The organism is Bhargavaea sp. GQ12 (assembly GCF_059758705.1).
Genome location: NZ_JCAXEU010000004.1, coordinates 16055 through 33373, shown reverse-complemented (window position 1 = coordinate 33373; position 17319 = coordinate 16055). Strand labels below are relative to the sequence as shown.

Here is a 17319-nt window from a genome sequence, read left to right as displayed (position 1 = left end):
AAAGGCGGAAGGGAGTTTTTTCATGGATTACTCTGAAAGGGTCACGTCTTTCAGCTGATAGTAGCCGCTGGCATCGACGCTGAATCCTTCAACATTGTTGGCAACACCGGTCAGGTACTCCTGGTGGTGAATGTAGGAGATCGGAGCTTCTTCAATCAGGATCTGCTGTAGCTGGTCGTAGATCTCTTTGCGCTTCGCTTCATCGATTTCTGCGCGGCCGGCATCCAGAAGCTTGTCGACTTCAGGATTGCCGTAGAATGCCTTGTTTGCTCCCGTCCCTTTTTGAGAAGAATGGAAGAGGGAGTAGAGTCCGTTGTCAGCGTCACCGGTCGCGTTGGACCAGCCCAGCTGGTACATGTCCTGGTCTCCGGCTGTCAGGGTCTCCAGATAGGAGCCGAACTCCATCTGCTCGACTTTGACGTCGATGTTCAGTTCCTTGAGCTTCTGCTGGAGGAGGACAGCGATATCGATCCGCTGCGGGTTATCATTGGTGATGATGGTCGTCTCGAAGCCGTCGCCGTATCCGGCTTCTTCAAGGAGTTTTTTCGCTTCTTCCGGATTGTATCCGAGGCCTTTGATGTTTTTATCATAAGCGAAGGTGCCAGGGGATAGCGGACCGTGGGCAGGAACGCCATAACCTTCATAGATGCCGTTTACGATCTCTTCGTTGTCGATCATCATCGAGATGGCCTGACGGACGCGGACATCGTTGAACGGTTCTTTTTCTGTGTTGAATCCGACAAACGACAAGGCGCGGGAAAGCTGCTTGTTGACGGTTCCGTAATCGCCGCCTTCAATCTGTGCCACTTCGTTCGGCTGGAGCGGGTCGATAATATGGGCATTGCCGGTTTCGAGTTCTGCAAGGCGTGTCGCGCTTTCCGGAATGACCTTGAATGTAACGGAGTCCACTTTAGGCGCGCCGTTCCAGTAGTCTTCGTTTTTCGCGAGTTTGACGGCAACACCCGGATCCCAGCTTTCGAATTTGAAGAAACCGGTGCCGACCGGGTGTTGGTTAATGGCAGAGCCCGGCTCTTCACCATTTTCCATCGCGGCATAGTCTTCATCAATCAGCTTAGGGCTGATGATGGCACCGCCGGAGTGGGACAGGTGGGAGAGGAGCGGCGAGAACGGATAAGCCGTTTTGATCTGTACAGTGTGGTCATCGATGACTTCCACACTCTCAAGCATTTCATACAGATAGGCTTTCCCGGATGCCACTTTCGGGTCGCGTACACGGTCGAAGGTCTTCTTGACCGCTTCAGCGGTGAAATCTGTTCCGTCGTGGAATTTCACTCCTTCACGGAGCTTGAACTCCCACGTCGTCTCATCGATCGTTTTCCACTCTGTCGCCAGGCTTGGAACGATTTCATTTTCGTCGTTCAGTTCGACAAGCGTGTCGAAAAGATTGTTATGGATATTGTTGGACGGAACATCGTTCGAGCCCTGAGGATCCAGTGTCGAGGCATCTGACAGAACTGCCAGAATCAGGTCTCCGCCGGCTGCCGTGCCGCCTTCTCCTGAGCTGCTGTCATCACCGGCGTCATCTTGGCTGCCGCCGGCACATGCTGCAAGGAACATGGACAGCACGAGGGTGAGGATCAGGAGCAGTTTTGTGTTTTTTCTCATGTTGTTTCCCCCTTTGTCATCGCTTTTTATCGTTAAATGCGATATTTCTGAAATATATCACACAAACCTGACGGGAACAATAGAGATTCAACAGCTAAAAATTCCTAAAAATATGGACAGCGTTTTCAAAGCTGTAAGGACTCTAGCTTCTTCCTTCAAAAAGATATTTACAAACATAAAAGAGCCCTCCCGCAAAAGTGGGAGGGCTCTCAGCCGGATTACTCGGACAGAGTGACGTTCTTCAGCTGGTAGATACCGGATGTATCGATATCGAAGCCTTCGACGCCGTTAGCAAGACCTGTCAGGTACTCCTGGTGGTGGATATAAACCATTGGCGCGTCTTCGATCAGATGCTCCTGGACCTTGTTGTAGATCTCAGTACGGGCATCAGGATCGGTTTCCTGACGGCCTTCGTCGAGAAGTTTGTCGACTTCAGGGTTCTCGTAGAACGAGCGGTTGCCCGGGTCGCCCTTCTGGGACGAGTGGAAGAGTGCATACATGCCGTAGTCCGCGTCGCCAGTCGGGTTGGACCATCCGAGGATGAACATGTCATGTTCGCCTGCAGCCGTCTGGTCGAGGTACGTACCGAATTCCATCTGTTCGATCTGGACATCGATGCCTACCGCTTTCAGCTCCTGCTGGAGAAGGACTGCTGCGTCGACACGCTGCGGGTTGTCGTTTGTCCAGATAGTTGTGGAGAAGCCGTCTGCATAGCCTGCTTCTTCAAGCAGCTTTTTCGCTTCTTCAACGTTGTACTCAAGTGGCTTTGCGTCTTCATTGTAACCGAAGATACCAGGCGCCAGAGGGCCTTTTGCCGGGATACCGAATCCTTCGTAAACACCGGAGATGATGTCATCCTTGTTTACAAGCATCGAGATCGCCTGACGTACGCGGACGTCGTTGAATGGCTCTTTTTCTGTGTTGAAGCCGATGTACGAGAGGCTCGAGGATGGCTTCTGGTGTACCGTTCCGTTGCCGGAGTCATTGATTTGCTGAACTTCGTTCGGCTGAACCGGGTCGATGATGTGAGCGTTGCCCGTTTCGAGCTCTGCCACACGAGTCGCCGCTTCAGGGACGACCTTGAATGTGACGGAGTCGACCTTAGCCGGTTCGTTCCAGTAGTCTTCGTTCTTCGTGAGCTTGATCTCAGAGCCCGGGTTCCAGCTTTCAAACTTGAAGTAGCCGGTGCCTACTGGGTTCTCGGAGATGACGGAGCCAGGCTCTTCGCCGTTCTCCATTGCCGCATAGTCCTCATCGATGGACTTAGGGCTGATGATGCTGCCGCCATTATGGGACAGGTGAGCAAGGAGTGGTGCGAACGGATACGCTGTCTTGATCTGGACAGTGTAGTCATCCACAACATCCACGCTCTCGATCATTTCAAAGAGGAAGAAGCGAGGCGATGCGATTTCAGGATCGCGTACGCGGTCAAGGCTTTTCTTGACTGCATCAGCGGTGAATTCTTCGCCGTCATGGAAGGTAACGCCTTCCTGGAGTTTGAATTCCCAAGTTGTATCGTCGATTGCGTTCCATTCCGTCGCGAGGCCAGGCTCGATTTCGTTGTCGTCGTTACGGTTGACGAGTGTTTCGAAAATATTGGCCTGGATGTTAGAGGACGGAACATCGTTCGATCCTGCCGGGTCAAGAGAAGAAGCATCGGAAAGGACAGCAAGGATCAGGTCTCCGCCTTCGCCGCCACCATCAGTGGTGCCTTCTTCGCCTTGGTTGCCATCGTCTGTGCCGCTGTCGCTGTCGGAAGCGCTGTCATCTCCGCCGCCGGCACATGCCGCGAGGAACATGGAGACGACGAGCAGCAAGATCAAGAGCAACAAAGAGCTGCGCTTATTCTTCATGTAATTTCTCCCCCTATTATGTTTTTGATATTGCGCAATCGACCGCAATATTCAGAAAGAATATACCATACCAAATTGTTGAAGACAATAGCTGTTCTAAGAAAACGATAAACGTTCGTAACATATTGTATAGAACCGCCGACGCTTCACTCTGATAGCGTAAAAAAGCCAATTTGGAAGTATACCAATTTGCCACTCTTTTTGTACTTTTCCGTCATTAAATATAAAGTGTCGAATTTGCATTATTCATGTTAAACTATCGATTAGTGTAATTGAGAAAAAGGCGGCATCCGTTTGCCGTCCTGGGGAAAGAGGGATCAATATGTCTGAGCAAACAGCCGGAGCCTCCAAGAGTGAAAGGGCTTACAATCCTCGCCTCGAACTTTATAAAGGCTTTTGGAAGCGATTCAAAAAGAATAAGTCGGCGCTTGTTGGCGGAATTGTTGTGCTGTTTTTCATTTTTCTCGCCATTTTCGGCCCGATGCTGGTCAACACCGACCCGAACGCCACGGATATCACCAATAAGCTGCAGCCTCCATCCGCGGAAAACTGGTTCGGAACGGATAACTACGGTCGTGATATTTTCTCGCGGATTATCCACGGGACAGGCCTTACCCTGATCGTCGGTTTTGTCTCTGTCATGATCGGCGGAATCATCGGTGTCCTGTTCGGGATTGTCGCCGGCTATTACGGCGGCAGGATCGATACGATTATTATGCGTATCATGGACATTCTTCTCGCCTTCCCGGGGATTCTCCTCGCTCTTGCGATTGTGAGTGTCCTCGGCGGCAGTATCCAGAATATGATCATCGCGATCGGGATTTTCTCGATCCCGGCATTTGCCCGGATCGTTCGCGGATCGACCTTGTCTGTCCGCCGCCTTGAGTACATCGACGCCATGAGGGCGCTCGGTGCATCCGACTTCCGGATCATCTTCAAGCATGTCCTGCCTAACGTCCTGTCGCCGATCATTGTCCAGGCGACGCTCAGGATCGCGACCGCGGTCCTGACTGCAGCCGGCCTGTCGTTCCTCGGCCTCGGTGCGCAGCCGCCGACACCTGAGTGGGGCGCCATGCTTTCTGCCGGACGTTCGTACATGGCGGAGTCGCCGCACATGATTCTGATTCCGGGGATTGCCATCGTCCTCGTCGTTCTTGCATTCAATATCTTCGGTGACGGGCTGCGCGATGCGCTTGACCCGAAAGCGAACAAATAAGGAGGGGGAAGCGAAATGCTAAAATACATCATCCGGCGGGTCCTCCAGACCATTCCGGTACTGATCGGTGTCTCCATTCTCGTCTTCTCCCTGATGCACCTGATCCCGGGCAACCCGGCCCAGATCATCGCAGGGGAAGGCGCTTCGGAACAGACAGTCAGGCAGATCGAGGAACGCCTCGGCCTGAATGACCCGATCCATATTCAATACTTCAACTATATGAGCGGCGTCCTTCAGGGCGACCTCGGAAATTCCGTCCGGAGCGGCCGTGCCGTTTCCGATGAGATCGGGGCCCGGTTCTGGGTCACGGTGGAATTATCATTCTATGCCACAATCCTCGCCGTCTTTATCGGGCTGATGGCGGGGATCATATCGGCGGTACGGCGCTATACCGTAGCCGATACGGCCATCATGGTTATCGCCCTGTTCGGGTTATCCATGCCGAACTTCTGGCTCGGACTCGTACTGATTGACTGGTTCGCCGTCGGGGCGGGCTGGCTGCCGGAATGGGCGAAACTGCGTCCGTCCGGCTGGGGCGACAGCTGGCGGCAGGTGATTCTTCCGGTCATCACGCTCGGAACCGGCGGAGCGGCGATCATCGCCCGGATGACGCGCTCCTCGATGCTTGAAGTCATTAACCAAGACTATATCCGGACTGCACGCGCCAAGGGACTCACCGACCGTATCGTCACGTACCGGCACGCGCTGAAGAACGCGCTTATTCCGGTTGTCACCGTAGTCGGTCTCGAGTTCGGCGGTTTCCTTGGCGGAGCGGTCCTGACAGAGACGATCTTTGCCATCAACGGCATGGGCCGCCTCACAGTGCAGGCCATCACCCAGCGGGACTTCCCGATTGTTCAGGGTGCGGTGCTCGTTCTGTCTGTCCTGTTCGTCTTCGTTAACCTGATAGTCGATATCTCATATAAGCTGCTCAACAAGCGGATCGACCTGAACTGATCGGTCCCGGCCAACGGCCCAAGGAGGAAAGATCATTGGAAGAAACGATATTGGATGTGCGCGGATTGCGCACCTCTTTCTTCACGGACGAGGGGGAAGTCAAGGCCGTCGACGGCGTGAGCTTCTCCGTCCCGAAAGGTAAAACAATAGGAATCGTGGGCGAGTCGGGCTCCGGCAAAAGTATCACCTCTTTGTCGATCCTCCGGCTTCTCGCGGAAAATGGCAAAGTGGTCGACGGGGAAGTCCTCTTCAAGGGGGAGAACATCCTCGACTACTCCGAAAAGCAGATGCGTGGGCTGCGGGGAAACAAAATCTCGATGATATTCCAGGAACCGATGACCTCGCTGAACCCGGTCTTCACGGTCGGCCAGCAAATTTCGGAATCTCTTACTACCCACCAGGGCATGAACAAAAAACAGGCGATGGCAAAATCTGTCGACCTGCTGAAGCTGGTCGGTATCCCGTCTCCTGAAAAGCGAGTTACGCAATATCCTTATGAACTGTCAGGTGGTATGCGTCAGCGTGTCATGATCGCCATGGCGCTTGCCTGCAACCCTGAAATCCTCGTCGCGGACGAGCCGACAACCGCGCTCGACGTGACGATCCAAGCACAGATCCTCGGCCTGATCAAGGATCTCCAGAACCGTCTCGGCATGTCTGTGATTTTCATTACCCACGACCTTGGTGTCGTTGCGGAAACTTGCGACTATGTGGCGGTCATGTACGCAGGCCAGGTCGTCGAATATAGTGATGTACGGACACTATTCCGCCGGCCGCGACACCCGTATACGATCGGGCTGCTGAAATCGTTGCCGCGGCCTGACGCGGATCAGGAAAAACTTGTCCCGATCCACGGCATGGTCCCGTCACCGTTCAAGATGCCGACAGGCTGCCGGTTTGCGCCTCGCTGTCCGGCGGCGACGGATCTGTGCCGCGAAAAACTGCCTGACCTGTTCGATGACGGGGAAGGCAACCAGGTCCGCTGCTGGATCTACGATGAAGAATGGCCGGGGCCAAAGGAGGTGGATGTCTTTGGAGAAGAAAGAATTGCTAAAGGTTGAGGGACTGAAGCAGTATTTCCCGATCAAAGGGGGCTTCTTCGGACGTACGGTCAACCACGTCAAGGCGGTCGACGACATCAGCTTCACGGTATATGAAGGGGAGACGGTCAGTATCGTCGGCGAGTCCGGATGCGGTAAGTCCACAACCGGACGTGCCATCCTCCGACTTGAGGAGCCATCAGATGGCAAGGTCTATTTTGAAGGCACCGACCTCGCTTCACTGTCAAAGTCGGAAATGCGGAAACACCGGAAGGATCTCCAGATCATCTTCCAGGATCCGTATGCCTCAATCAACCCGCGCCAGGCGGTTTCGGATGTCCTCAATGAAGCCATGGAAATCCAGAATGTGCTTCCGAGAAAAGAACGGCGCAAGCGAATCATCGAACTGCTTGAAACAGTCGGGCTCAATGGCAGCCAGGCAGACCGTTTCCCGCATGAATTCTCCGGAGGGCAGCGCCAGCGGATCGGCATTGCCCGCGCGCTATCTGTAAACCCTAAGCTCATCATCTGTGACGAAGCCGTATCGGCACTTGACGTTTCAATCCAGGCGCAGGTGCTGAACCTGCTGGACGAGCTGCAGGAAGAGTATGGTCTCACTTATCTGTTCATCTCCCATGACCTCGGCGTCGTCCGCCACATTTCGGACCGCGTCATCGTCATGTACCTCGGGAAGATCATGGAGATCGGGGACAAAAAGTCGATTTTTGATAACCCGAAACACCCGTATACGAAAGCGCTGCTGTCGGCGATCCCTGTGCCGGATCCGGATCGCGAACGGGAACATATCGTTCTCCGCGGAGACGTGCCTTCCCCGATCGATCCGCCGACGGGCTGCCGCTTCCATACCCGCTGCCCGTTCGCCCAGGACAAATGCCGGACAGATGTTCCTGAACTCAAGGTGCATGACGGTATGCGCGAAGGCCACGAAGCTGCCTGCCATTTCGTCGAAGAGATCGAAAGCGGCCAGCTCAAACCGAACTATATGGAAACTGCATCCTTCTAAGGATCCAAACCCGCTGCCGGAAAGGCAGCGGGTTTTCTTTTGGGAAGAAGGAGAGTTGCAACAAGGGGTGAGGAGTTGAAGTATGGGCAGTGAAATTGAAACAAGGAAATTGGATAGAGAGCCCGGACCTGCAACATACGAAACGGACGTACAGCAATAAATTCCGCCAATCAAAAATCCCCGCTCCGTCACCCGGAGCGGGGGCTCAAAAACACTGATTACAAGATCCACATGCCGACGAGGCCGCAGAGGACACCGAGCAAGATAACGGCTGCGCCGACGAACCAGAGGACTTTCCTCGGGAACGCACCCGCGACGAGGATCAGCGATGGCAGGCTGATGGCCGGCAGGGTGATGAGCAGGGCAGCGGCAGGGCCTGTGCCGAGCCCGGCAGACATGAATGCCTGGATGATCGGGATTTCGGCCGCTGTCGGGATGACGAACAGCATGCCGCCGATCGCGAAGAGCAGGATCATGAGCAGCGAATTTCCTGATGCGCCTTCGAGCAACGGGAAAAGCCACGGGCGGATTGCCGCGATCAGCAGGACGGACAGGAAGTAGGCCGGGATGATGAACAGCGCCATACGGCCCATGCTTTTCAGCCAGCGGGAAAGGAAGCTGCCTTCTTCGGGAGCGGCCGCCGCTTCTGTTTCTTCAACTTTCCGGGCGAGTTCTTCAGGCGCCGGCTGCGGAGCGAAACGGTTCGCCAGGTAGCTGATGCCGAACACGAGCAGGATGCCGAAGACAGCACGCAGCAGGGTGAATTCCCAGGACAGGACGAACGTCATGAAAATGAGGACCGCCGGATTCAGCACCGGGTTACCGAGCCAGAAGGCAAGTGCCGCTCCGATCGAGACATTCTTTTTCCGGAGCCCCGCTGCGACGGGCGCCGCGCAGCACGTGCACATCATACCGGGCAGGCTTGTGAGGCCGCCGATTGCGGTGCTGCCGAATGATGTCTTGCCGAGTGTGCGAAGAAGCCAGTCTGCCGGAATCAGTACCTGGACAAGGGAGCCGAGGACAATTCCGAGAACGGCTGCTTTCCAGACGGCGAGAAAGTAAGTGACGGTGTACGACCATGTGCTTTCCCAGGAGAATGTCCCGGCCTCTGCCGGGTCCCCGAGGATGGAATCACCGATCGACTGTGTCGTGATGGCGGTGATGCTTTTGTCTACGTATGGAATCCACTTCACATAAGCAAGCCCGATAATGGCGACGAGCAGGAAGATGGCTACATATAAAATCGTCCGTTTTCTGTCGGACGGAGCAGTGGTGTTCAAGGTCAGGACCTCCTAAAAATGATAACCGGAATAGTATACCACTTTAATCCGGATTCTTCATAGCGAGAATGAAAATCCCCCGCATTTTAAGCGGGGGGATCCATCATGCTTCCTGGAACTGAATGTTGTGCAGGTTGGCGAAGACACCGCCTTTTTGGACGAGTTCTTCGTATTCTCCGTCTTCTGCGATTCCGTCCTTTGTCACGACGACAACACGGTCGGCGTTCCGGATCGTGGCCAGGCGATGGGCGATCACAAGGGTCGTACGGTTTTCGGACAGTTCCTCTAGGGATTGCTGGATGATTCGCTCCGTCTCGGTGTCCAGCGCGGAAGTGGCTTCATCCAGGATCAGGATCGGAGGGTTTTTCAGGAACATGCGGGCGATGGCCAGCCGCTGCTTCTGGCCGCCGGAAAGCTTTAGCCCGCGCTCGCCGATCTGAGTTTCATAGCCGTCCGGAAGCTCCGTGACGAATTCTTCAAGATGGGCTTTGCGTGCGGCTTCATAAACTTCCTCATCGGTTGCGCCCAGCTTTCCGTAGGCAATGTTCTCAAAAATGGTACCGGTGAAGAGGAACACATCCTGCTGTACGATTCCGATCTGGGAACGGAGCGAGCGCATCGTCATGTCGCGGACATCCATGCCGTCGATGGAAATCGAGCCGCTGTCGACATCATAGAAACGCGGAATAAGCGAGCAGATTGTCGTCTTCCCTGCACCCGAAGGGCCGACGAATGCGACGGTCTGCCCCGCCCGGATCGACAGGCTGATGTCATTCAGGACGGACTTCGAGCCGTCATAGGCGAATGCGACCCGGTCAAATCGGATATTGCCGTTCAGATGGGAAACTTCTACCGCATCGGGGCGGTCAAGCACTTCGGGTTCTTCATCCAGCAACTCGCGGAATCGCCGGAATCCGGCCATTCCTTTCGGGTACATTTCGAGAAGTGCAGCGATCTTGTCCACCGGCTTGATCAGAACGTTGACGAACAGAACGAAGCTGACAAGCTCTCCGTAGGACAGGCGGTCATTAAAGGTAAACCAGGCGCCTACCACAAGGACAAGCAGCGTAACGAGGCGGGTCATCATGTACATGCTGGAATGCGTCCAGGCCATGACTTTGTAGGCGGCAACCTTCGCGTGCCGGAAACGGCCGTTGTCACTGCGGAAGCGGGACATCTCGAATGATTCGTTCGTAAATGACTGCACGACGCGGACCCCGGAGACGCTGTCCTCAACCCGGGCATTTACATCGGCGATGCGGCTGTACATGTTGCGCCACGCTTTGTTCATCTTCGTATTACAGAATGTGATGACCGCGACGAGGAACGGGATCATGATGATCGTGATCAGCGCAAGCTCCGGATTGATCGTGTACATGATCGAGAAGGCCCCGATGATGGTCATGATGGCGATGAAGATGTCCTCAGGACCGTGGTGGGCAAGTTCGCCGATGTCGAACAGGTCGTTGGTGATGCGGCTCATGATGTGTCCGGTCTTCGTGTTATCGAAAAACCGGAACGACTGCCGCTGCACATGGTTGAACAGCTGCTGGCGCATGTCTGTCTCAATATTGATCCCGAGCTTGTGGCCAAGGTAAGCGACGATGAACTGCAGGAATGTACTGAGAAGATAGACACCGAGCAGCAGAAGGCTGACCCAGACAATCCGTCCCCAGTCCCCTGTCGGCAGCAGCTCATCGATGAACCACTGCACGGCGACTGGAAATGCAAGTTCGAGCAATGCGACAAAAACTGCGCTTGAGAAGTCAATCATGAACAGCCGCTTATGCGGTTTATAATAGGAAAAGAATTGCTTGAGCATGGGGATCCTCCATTCGGATACTTCGGCTTCCGTCATTATAGCCGAAGCAGAAAGATTCCGGAAGGCGTTGGGACTTTTGTCGGGTTTCAGCGAAAAGGCGGAACTTTCGCCGGGGTGTCGCCGTATTACGGACTGTACACAATCCAGAGAGGCGGTAATTCTATATGAAGAAACTCTTGATGGCCATGGCGGCCGGAACTCTGACACTTGGTCTGGCGGCGTGCGGCGAAACGGCCGAACCGACGGAAGGAACCCCGGAAGATAAGCAGAGCGACCTGACGGCGGAGGAAGTATACGAGAAAGCGCTGATCGCTTCCCAGGAAATGAAGAGCACCGAGGTGGCGCTCGAAATGGATCAGAAGATCTCAATACCTTCCCAGGAAGTGGAGATGAACACGAACACCAACATGGATATGGAAATGACGCTGGATCCGATGGCACTGCATCAGAAAGGCACGATGGCCATGAGCGCCGCAGGCGGTGAAGAGATGTCGATGGAAATCGAAGCCTATATGACTGAAGACGGAACAATGTACTTGCTCGATCCGCAGGCTGGCCAGTGGATGAAGATGACCGGAGCGATTCCTGAACTTGACCAACTGACCCAGAATCAGCCGGATCCTTCCGAGCAGCTTGAGCAGCTTCAGGAATATGCAAAAGACATGAAGTTCGAGCAAAACGAGAACGAGTACATCCTGAAGCTCACGGCCGACGGGGAGAAGTTCAATGAGCTGATCAAGCAGACACTTCAGGAGCAGCTTCCGCCTGAAGCGCTCGAGCAGATGGGCGAAGAAGAGCAGAACGCACTAGAGAACATGAGCATCAATGAACTGGAGTACGAAATGTACGTTGACAAGGAAACTTTCAACATGACAGCGATGAACATGGTCATGGCGATGACGATGGAAGAGCAGGGTGAGGAACTCAACATCGATATGGATTCAAAGACAACCTACTCGAACATCAATGGAATCGAGAAAATCGAGATTCCTCAGGAAATCATCGACTCCGCAGTCGAACTCCCACAGCAATAATCACAAGAAAAACCGCAGCCGGGTGCTGCGGTTTTTCTTATGATTGTGAGATTTAAGCACTGTAATTCCGCCTGAACAAGCAGAAATGAATGTTGTCCGAAAAATCGCACTTCCTTCACCTGAAATCTAATTAATAATCATTCTAATCTAACTGATAATCATTTTCATTTAAGCTTTGACTTCCCATTAACGCGTGCTATAATAGCAATTGCAAGGGTGGTGAGAATGATTTTCAACAGAACATTCTCAATCGCCTTTCAAATCGCAGTGCATCGGGGATAGCCATGAAGACACGTTACTTGATTGCGGGACTCATTCTCCTGTCGTTCACATCATTGTTCGTCGGAGTGAGCAGCATCACACCAATGGACCTCTTGGATTGGAGTTCCGAAGAAACCCAAATATTTTTGATCAGCCGTGTTCCTCGGCTCGTAGCCATCCTGTTGGCTGGGGCGGGCATGAGTGTCGCCGGCATGATCATGCAACAGTTGAGCCGGAACAAGTTTGTTTCGCCGACAACAGCAGGAACACTGGATGCGACCCGACTGGGGATTCTCGTTTCCATGCTCCTGTTCACGAATGCAACGTTGCTCGAGCAGATGGCCATCTCGTTTGCATTCGCCCTTGCCGGTACACTCTTGTTTATGCAGATCTTGGACCGCATCAAGTTCAAAGATGCGATTTTCATCCCGCTGGTCGGGCTCATGTTCGGGAACATATTGTCGTCACTGACGACATTCTTCGCCTATCGGTCGAATGTGATCCAGAACATGTCCTCCTGGCTGCAGGGAGATTTCTCCATGATCATGTCAGGGCGCTATGAGCTTCTGTACATCAGCGTCCCGATCCTGGTTTTGGCCTACGTTTATGCAAACCGATTTACGGTTGCAGGCATGGGCGAGGATTTCTCCAGGAACCTCGGGCTCAACTACAAGTTCGTCGTGAACTTCGGGCTGATTCTCGTCGCTTTGGTGACGGTAACTGTCGTCCTCACGGTCGGCATGATTCCGTTTCTCGGACTCATCATCCCCAACATCGTCTCCATCATGAAAGGGGACAATCTTGAGAAGACTTTGCCGCACACGGCACTCATGGGAGCAATATTCCTGCTTATCTGTGACATTCTCGGGCGTGTGCTGATTTATCCATATGAAATTTCCATCAGCTTGATGGTCGGGGTCATCGGCAGCGGCATCTTCCTCTACCTGCTGTTCAGGAGGAAAGCTTATGCGTGATTCTACAAAACTCATCATTCTGTATGCGCTGGCGGCGCTCTCTGTCGGTCTGTATCTCTTCCATGATCTGAACGGCAGCTACGATTACGCCCTTCCGAGAAGGGGTGTGAAAGTTGCGGCCATGGCCGTGACCGGTGTCGCTATCGCATACGCCACGGTCGTCTTCCAGACGATCACCCAGAACCGTATCCTGACGCCGAGCATCATGGGGCTGGATTCGCTCTACATGCTGATCCAGACGCTCATCATCTTCTTCCTGGGCTCCACCCATGTGACGGTCGTCAATAAGCAGGTCAACTTCCTGCTGTCGGTCGCAGCGATGATCATCTTCGCGCTGCTGCTCTACCAGCTCCTCTTCAAGAAGGGGAATCGGCCGGTGTATTTCCTGCTTCTGGTCGGAATCATCGTCGGAACCTTTTTCGGAAGCATCTCGACATTCCTTCAGGTGCTGATCGATCCGAACGAGTTCCTGACCGTCCAGGATGCGATGTTTGCCAGCTTCAACAATGTCAATTCAGATCTGGTCTGGCTCTCCATCGCGGTGGTCGGCGTCTGCATCGTCATCGGCTGGCGTCAGCTCAGAATCATGGACGTCATTTCGCTCGGCCGGGATATCTCCATCAACCTGGGCGTACCGTATGACAGAATGGTGCGCGGCACCCTGATCCTGTCGTCGGTGCTGATCGCCGTCTCCACGGCGCTTGTCGGCCCGATCACGTTCTTTGGGCTGATCGTCGCGAACCTGAGCTACCAGTTCCTGAAGTCCTATAAGCACTCGGTTACGCTTGCGGGTGCAGCCGGCCTGAGTCTGATCCTCCTCATCGGGGGACAGTGGGTCGTCGAGCGCATCTTCACCTTCTCGACCACTCTGAGTGTCATCATCAACTTCGCCGGCGGCGTATATTTCATCTATCTACTACTTAAGGAGAGTCGATCCGCATGATTCAAGTTCGTGAGCTGTCCAAGTTTTATGGAAAAAAAGCCGTCGTCGAAAAGGTATCGGTCAACATTCAGCGCGGTCAGATCACTTCGTTCATCGGACCGAACGGGGCGGGCAAGTCGACCCTGCTCTCCATGGTGAGCCGCCTGCTTGATGCAGATACAGGAGAAGTGCTTGTCGACAAGGATGACGTTCGCAAGATGAAATCCAACGATTTCGCCAAACGCGTATCAATCCTGAAACAATCCAACTTCATGAATGTCCGCCTGACGGTACGGGAACTCGTTTCTTTTGGACGCTTCCCGCATTCCAAGGGTCGTCTGAATGAGGAAGATATCCGTATCGTTGACCAAGCGATCGAGTATATGGAATTGGGCGATATGGAAGACAGTTATCTGGATGAATTGTCCGGAGGCCAACGCCAGCGCGCATTCATTTCGATGGTCATCGCCCAGGACACCGAATACGTCCTTCTCGATGAACCACTCAACAACCTCGACATGAAGCACTCCGTTCAGATCATGAAAATCCTCCGGCGTCTCGTGGATGAACTCGGCAAGACTGTCATTATCGTCCTGCACGACATCAACTTCGCATCGGTTTATTCCGACCGGATTGTTGCGCTGAAGGACGGACGGGTCGTCAAGGACGGTCCGACCGAAGACATCATCAACTCCGAGTCGCTCAAAGAAATCTATGACATGGACATTCCGATCAAGCAGATGAGTAACTGCCGGATCTGTGTATACTTCAATTCATGAAAAACACATAATTAGTCGAATAGGAAAGATGAGGGATTCTATATGAAAAAGTTCACATTTCTTGCCATGCTGATGGCGTTTATTCTGATCTTGGGTGCCTGCGGCAGCGACAACGCAGAAGAAGCAGAAGAAAACAGCGGCACATCCGGTGAAGCAGCCGAGGAAACAACCGAAGACAGCAAATCAGTGACAATCGAGCATGAACTTGGTGAAGCAACCATCGAAGGCACTCCTGAGAAAGTCGTCGTCTTTGACTTCGGCATCTTGGATACACTTGATGAGCTCGGTGTAGATGTAGCCGGCCTTCCTCAGGCAAGCGTACCGGGTTATCTCGAGCAGTACGCATCGGATGACTACACGAACGTCGGGAGCCTGAAAGAGCCTGACTTCGAGGCGATCCACTCACTCCAGCCGGATGTTATCTTTATCTCCGGCCGCCAGGCTCAGCTGTATGACCAATTCGCTGAAATCGCACCGACTGTCTACATCCCGATTGATACAACAAACTACGTGGAATCCTTCAAAGAAAACATGAACACCGTCGCTGAGATCTTCGGCAAAGAAGATGAAATGAACAAGGAACTAGAAGATATCGACGGCCGCATTGCTGCTATCCAGGAAAAGACTTCCGGATCTGAAGAAAAAGGACTGATCGTCCTTGGCACACAGAGCAAGGTCAGCGCATATGGCCCGGCATCCCGGTTTGGCCTGATCCATGACGTCTTCGGCGTGAAGCCGGCTGATGAAGGCATCGAATCGTCGACCCACGGCCAGAACATCACTTTTGAATACATCCTCGACACGAACCCGGACATTCTCTATGTCATCGACCGTGACGCTGCAATCGGCGAGGATTCGAGCGTGAAGGAATCGTTCGAGAACGATCTTGTACAAAAGACAAATGCCTACAAGAATGACAAGATTCATTATCTGAACGGTGAATACTGGTACCTCTCCGGAGGCGGCCTCCAATCGATGAAAGAGATGATCTCCGAAATCGAAGGAAGCCTCTGATCGGTTCCGCACAAGCACCCTGCCAAGCGCAGGGTGCTTTTTGCGCCGAAAAATAAAATTTGCAGAAATCACATTTTCGGGCATCTCTTTTGATCCTGCGGGTATTGACAATGGCTCACGTGATAAAATGGAGGAAGAGAATTCACGGGTTGGGGGAGTTAGGTTGGGAAACTACAGATGGAAAATCGGAGTCATGGTTGCCGCAGCGGCTCTTTTCGCCCTGTTGGCGATTTATCATGATGCCCCTTCGTTGCAGGCGTTCGACCGCGCCATGGACGGATGGCTCGGCGGCATAACTTGGTTTGAACCATTCAGTTTCCTCGGAAATCCGTCAACAATTGTCACGGTCTGTCTGATTGTCATCGTCCTGTTGCTGATCAGGCGTTCGCCGCGTGATGCGCTGTTTATTGTTCTGGCGGCGGGCGTGGGATACGCTGTTAATGAAGGGCTCAAAGAGTGGTTTGCAAGACCTCGGCCGGACAGGCCGGGGCAGCTTGAAAGCTATAGCTTTCCATCGGGCCATGCGCAGATGGGGCTGCTTTATGTATGTTCTATCGCAATCGTTGCCGTCAGGCGGGTCCGGGAACGCCATTGGCGCGGGCTGCTGATTTCAGCTGCTGCTTTGCTCATCGCAGGCATGGGATTGTCCCGCATCGCACTCGGGCGACATTACGCGACAGATGTGCTGGCGGGCTGGGCCGCCGGCACGGCTTATCTGTTTTTGCTGCTGATCCTGTTTTCTTCCTGGAAGAAGGACAGATCATAATCCGTGGAATCCCTGATTGTTAAGGATTCCGTGCATGTGGTATAGATAAGGGATAGCAGGAAAGAAGTGATGGATGTACAGAATCAGCGAAGAGCTCGCGGAACTAGGGCGAGAGCGGATGGGAGACGCGCCGGTCGAAGGGTTCGTTTATGGGCAGGGACCTGAAACGCCGGAACTCATGCTCGTCGGTGAGGCACCGGGGGAGTTTGAACTTGTGGACGGTATTCCCTTTATCGGCCGTGCGGGGAAAGAGCTCATGAAATCACTCGCCTCGATCGGACTGCGCCGCGAAGATGTCTATATTACAAGTGCCGTACGCAGCCGGCCATACCGTTGGGGCACGAAAAAGGAGCGCGACGGTACACTCACTGAGCGCAAGTATAATCGGGCTCCTACGGCAAAGGAGATTCTTGCCCATGCCCCGCTCCTGGATGCGGAAATGCGGGATGTGAGGCCGAAACTGATCGTTACGCTCGGCAACATCGGCCTGCAGCGCCTGCTCGGCAAAAGCTATAAAGTATCGGATGTGCACGGTCAGCTGATTGAGGCGCCGGTTCAGTATCTTGCGGACCCGGATGACACCCTTTATAGCCTGACACGGGATGTCAGGACAATCATTCCGACATTCCACCCGGCATCGGTGTTCTATAACCCTTCGCTGCGCGAAAAGGTGGAGCAAGATTGGCTGTTGATCGGCAGGACGCTTCAGAAGCATACTGGAAATGATCCGGACATCCTGTGAAGGAGGTGG

The 17319-nt window shown here is 53.6% G+C and carries 15 protein-coding genes; 11 read left to right on the top strand and 4 right to left on the bottom strand.

All coding sequences use genetic code 11. The features are described 5' to 3' along the window. Nucleotides 1-27 precede the first annotated feature (27 nt). Nucleotides 28-1626 (bottom strand): glutathione ABC transporter substrate-binding protein, encoded by a 1599-nt coding sequence (locus AC6CHQ_RS04800; RefSeq protein ID WP_498081004.1) that lies wholly within the window; start codon nt 1624-1626, stop codon nt 28-30. Between the two features lie 218 nt (nt 1627-1844). Further along, entirely contained in the window at nt 1845-3479 is a 1635-nt protein-coding gene (locus tag AC6CHQ_RS04795; protein WP_498081003.1) for a glutathione ABC transporter substrate-binding protein, read from the bottom strand. Nucleotides 3480-3801: 322 nt separating this feature from the next. Between AC6CHQ_RS04795 and nikC the strand changes: the two genes are divergently transcribed. The 4 genes from nikC to AC6CHQ_RS04775 are packed head-to-tail and all read left to right on the top strand — an operon-like array spanning nt 3802 to nt 7716. Next, nucleotides 3802-4695, top strand: coding sequence for a nickel transporter permease (nikC, locus tag AC6CHQ_RS04790; protein ID WP_498081002.1), 894 nt, complete (start codon nt 3802-3804; stop codon nt 4693-4695). 15 nt (nt 4696-4710) lie between these two features. Further along, on the top strand, nt 4711-5652 hold the full coding sequence (locus AC6CHQ_RS04785; RefSeq protein ID WP_092055254.1) for an ABC transporter permease: 942 nt from the start codon (nt 4711-4713) through the stop codon (nt 5650-5652). 35 nt (nt 5653-5687) lie between these two features. Then, the gene (locus tag AC6CHQ_RS04780; RefSeq protein ID WP_092055256.1) at nt 5688-6713 is read left to right on the top strand and encodes an ABC transporter ATP-binding protein; all 1026 of its coding nucleotides are present in this window, start codon (nt 5688-5690) and stop codon (nt 6711-6713) included. Beyond that, nucleotides 6685-7716 (top strand): ABC transporter ATP-binding protein, encoded by a 1032-nt coding sequence (locus AC6CHQ_RS04775; RefSeq protein ID WP_432803569.1) that lies wholly within the window; start codon nt 6685-6687, stop codon nt 7714-7716. The genes AC6CHQ_RS04780 and AC6CHQ_RS04775 overlap by 29 nt, the downstream gene beginning before the upstream one ends. 218 nt (nt 7717-7934) lie before the next feature. Here AC6CHQ_RS04775 and AC6CHQ_RS04770 read toward each other — a convergent pair whose 3' ends face one another. Continuing rightward, nucleotides 7935-8996: a permease gene (locus AC6CHQ_RS04770; protein WP_498081001.1), complete on the bottom strand. Its 1062-nt coding sequence runs from the start codon at nt 8994-8996 to the stop codon at nt 7935-7937. Nucleotides 8997-9099: 103 nt separating this feature from the next. Then, nucleotides 9100-10818 carry an ABC transporter ATP-binding protein gene (locus AC6CHQ_RS04765; protein WP_092055262.1) on the bottom strand — a complete coding sequence of 573 codons (1719 nt, stop codon included), beginning with the start codon at nt 10816-10818 and terminating at the stop codon, nt 9100-9102. Nucleotides 10819-10982: 164 nt separating this feature from the next. On the opposite strand from AC6CHQ_RS04765, the gene AC6CHQ_RS04760 reads away from it, so the two are divergent. The 7 genes from AC6CHQ_RS04760 to AC6CHQ_RS04730 all read left to right on the top strand — a co-directional run bounded on the left by AC6CHQ_RS04760 (nt 10983) and on the right by AC6CHQ_RS04730 (nt 17310). Beyond that, nucleotides 10983-11852 (top strand): DUF6612 family protein, encoded by an 870-nt coding sequence (locus AC6CHQ_RS04760; RefSeq protein ID WP_498081000.1) that lies wholly within the window; start codon nt 10983-10985, stop codon nt 11850-11852. A 284-nt stretch (nt 11853-12136) separates the two neighbouring features. Further along, nucleotides 12137-13087, top strand: a complete 951-nt coding sequence (locus tag AC6CHQ_RS04755; RefSeq protein ID WP_092055267.1) for an ABC transporter permease — start codon at nt 12137-12139, stop codon at nt 13085-13087. Continuing rightward, nucleotides 13080-14030, top strand: coding sequence for an iron chelate uptake ABC transporter family permease subunit (locus tag AC6CHQ_RS04750; RefSeq protein WP_092055270.1), 951 nt, complete (start codon nt 13080-13082; stop codon nt 14028-14030). Before AC6CHQ_RS04755 ends, AC6CHQ_RS04750 begins: the two co-directional genes overlap by 8 nt. Continuing rightward, nucleotides 14027-14788, top strand: a complete 762-nt coding sequence (locus tag AC6CHQ_RS04745) for an iron ABC transporter ATP-binding protein (protein ID WP_251239513.1) — start codon at nt 14027-14029, stop codon at nt 14786-14788. Before AC6CHQ_RS04750 ends, AC6CHQ_RS04745 begins: the two co-directional genes overlap by 4 nt. A gap of 42 nt (nt 14789-14830) precedes the next feature. Continuing rightward, a complete protein-coding gene (locus AC6CHQ_RS04740; RefSeq protein WP_498080999.1) occupies nt 14831-15802 on the top strand; it encodes a siderophore ABC transporter substrate-binding protein in 972 nt (323 codons plus the stop codon). 163 nt (nt 15803-15965) lie between these two features. Next, nucleotides 15966-16568 (top strand): phosphatase PAP2 family protein, encoded by a 603-nt coding sequence (locus AC6CHQ_RS04735; RefSeq protein ID WP_251239511.1) that lies wholly within the window; start codon nt 15966-15968, stop codon nt 16566-16568. Nucleotides 16569-16641: 73 nt separating this feature from the next. Next, nucleotides 16642-17310, top strand: coding sequence for a uracil-DNA glycosylase (locus tag AC6CHQ_RS04730; RefSeq protein ID WP_498080998.1), 669 nt, complete (start codon nt 16642-16644; stop codon nt 17308-17310). Nucleotides 17311-17319 lie beyond the last annotated feature (9 nt).

Excerpts from the sequence above, each read along its gene's own strand:
- AC6CHQ_RS04730 (WP_498080998.1), top strand. The coding sequence starts at position 16,642 with ATGTACAGAATCAGCGAAGAGCTCGCGGAACTAGGGCGAGAGCGGATG.
- AC6CHQ_RS04795 (WP_498081003.1), bottom strand. The coding sequence starts at position 3,479 with ATGAAGAATAAGCGCAGCTCTTTGTTGCTCTTGATCTTGCTGCTCGTC.
- AC6CHQ_RS04800 (WP_498081004.1), bottom strand. The coding sequence starts at position 1,626 with ATGAGAAAAAACACAAAACTGCTCCTGATCCTCACCCTCGTGCTGTCC.
- AC6CHQ_RS04740 (WP_498080999.1), top strand. The coding sequence starts at position 14,831 with ATGAAAAAGTTCACATTTCTTGCCATGCTGATGGCGTTTATTCTGATC.
- AC6CHQ_RS04765 (WP_092055262.1), bottom strand. The coding sequence starts at position 10,818 with ATGCTCAAGCAATTCTTTTCCTATTATAAACCGCATAAGCGGCTGTTC.
- AC6CHQ_RS04750 (WP_092055270.1), top strand. The coding sequence starts at position 13,080 with ATGCGTGATTCTACAAAACTCATCATTCTGTATGCGCTGGCGGCGCTC.
- AC6CHQ_RS04745 (WP_251239513.1), top strand. The coding sequence starts at position 14,027 with ATGATTCAAGTTCGTGAGCTGTCCAAGTTTTATGGAAAAAAAGCCGTC.
- AC6CHQ_RS04755 (WP_092055267.1), top strand. The coding sequence starts at position 12,137 with ATGAAGACACGTTACTTGATTGCGGGACTCATTCTCCTGTCGTTCACA.
- nikC (WP_498081002.1), top strand. The coding sequence starts at position 3,802 with ATGTCTGAGCAAACAGCCGGAGCCTCCAAGAGTGAAAGGGCTTACAAT.
- AC6CHQ_RS04785 (WP_092055254.1), top strand. The coding sequence starts at position 4,711 with ATGCTAAAATACATCATCCGGCGGGTCCTCCAGACCATTCCGGTACTG.
- AC6CHQ_RS04760 (WP_498081000.1), top strand. The coding sequence starts at position 10,983 with ATGAAGAAACTCTTGATGGCCATGGCGGCCGGAACTCTGACACTTGGT.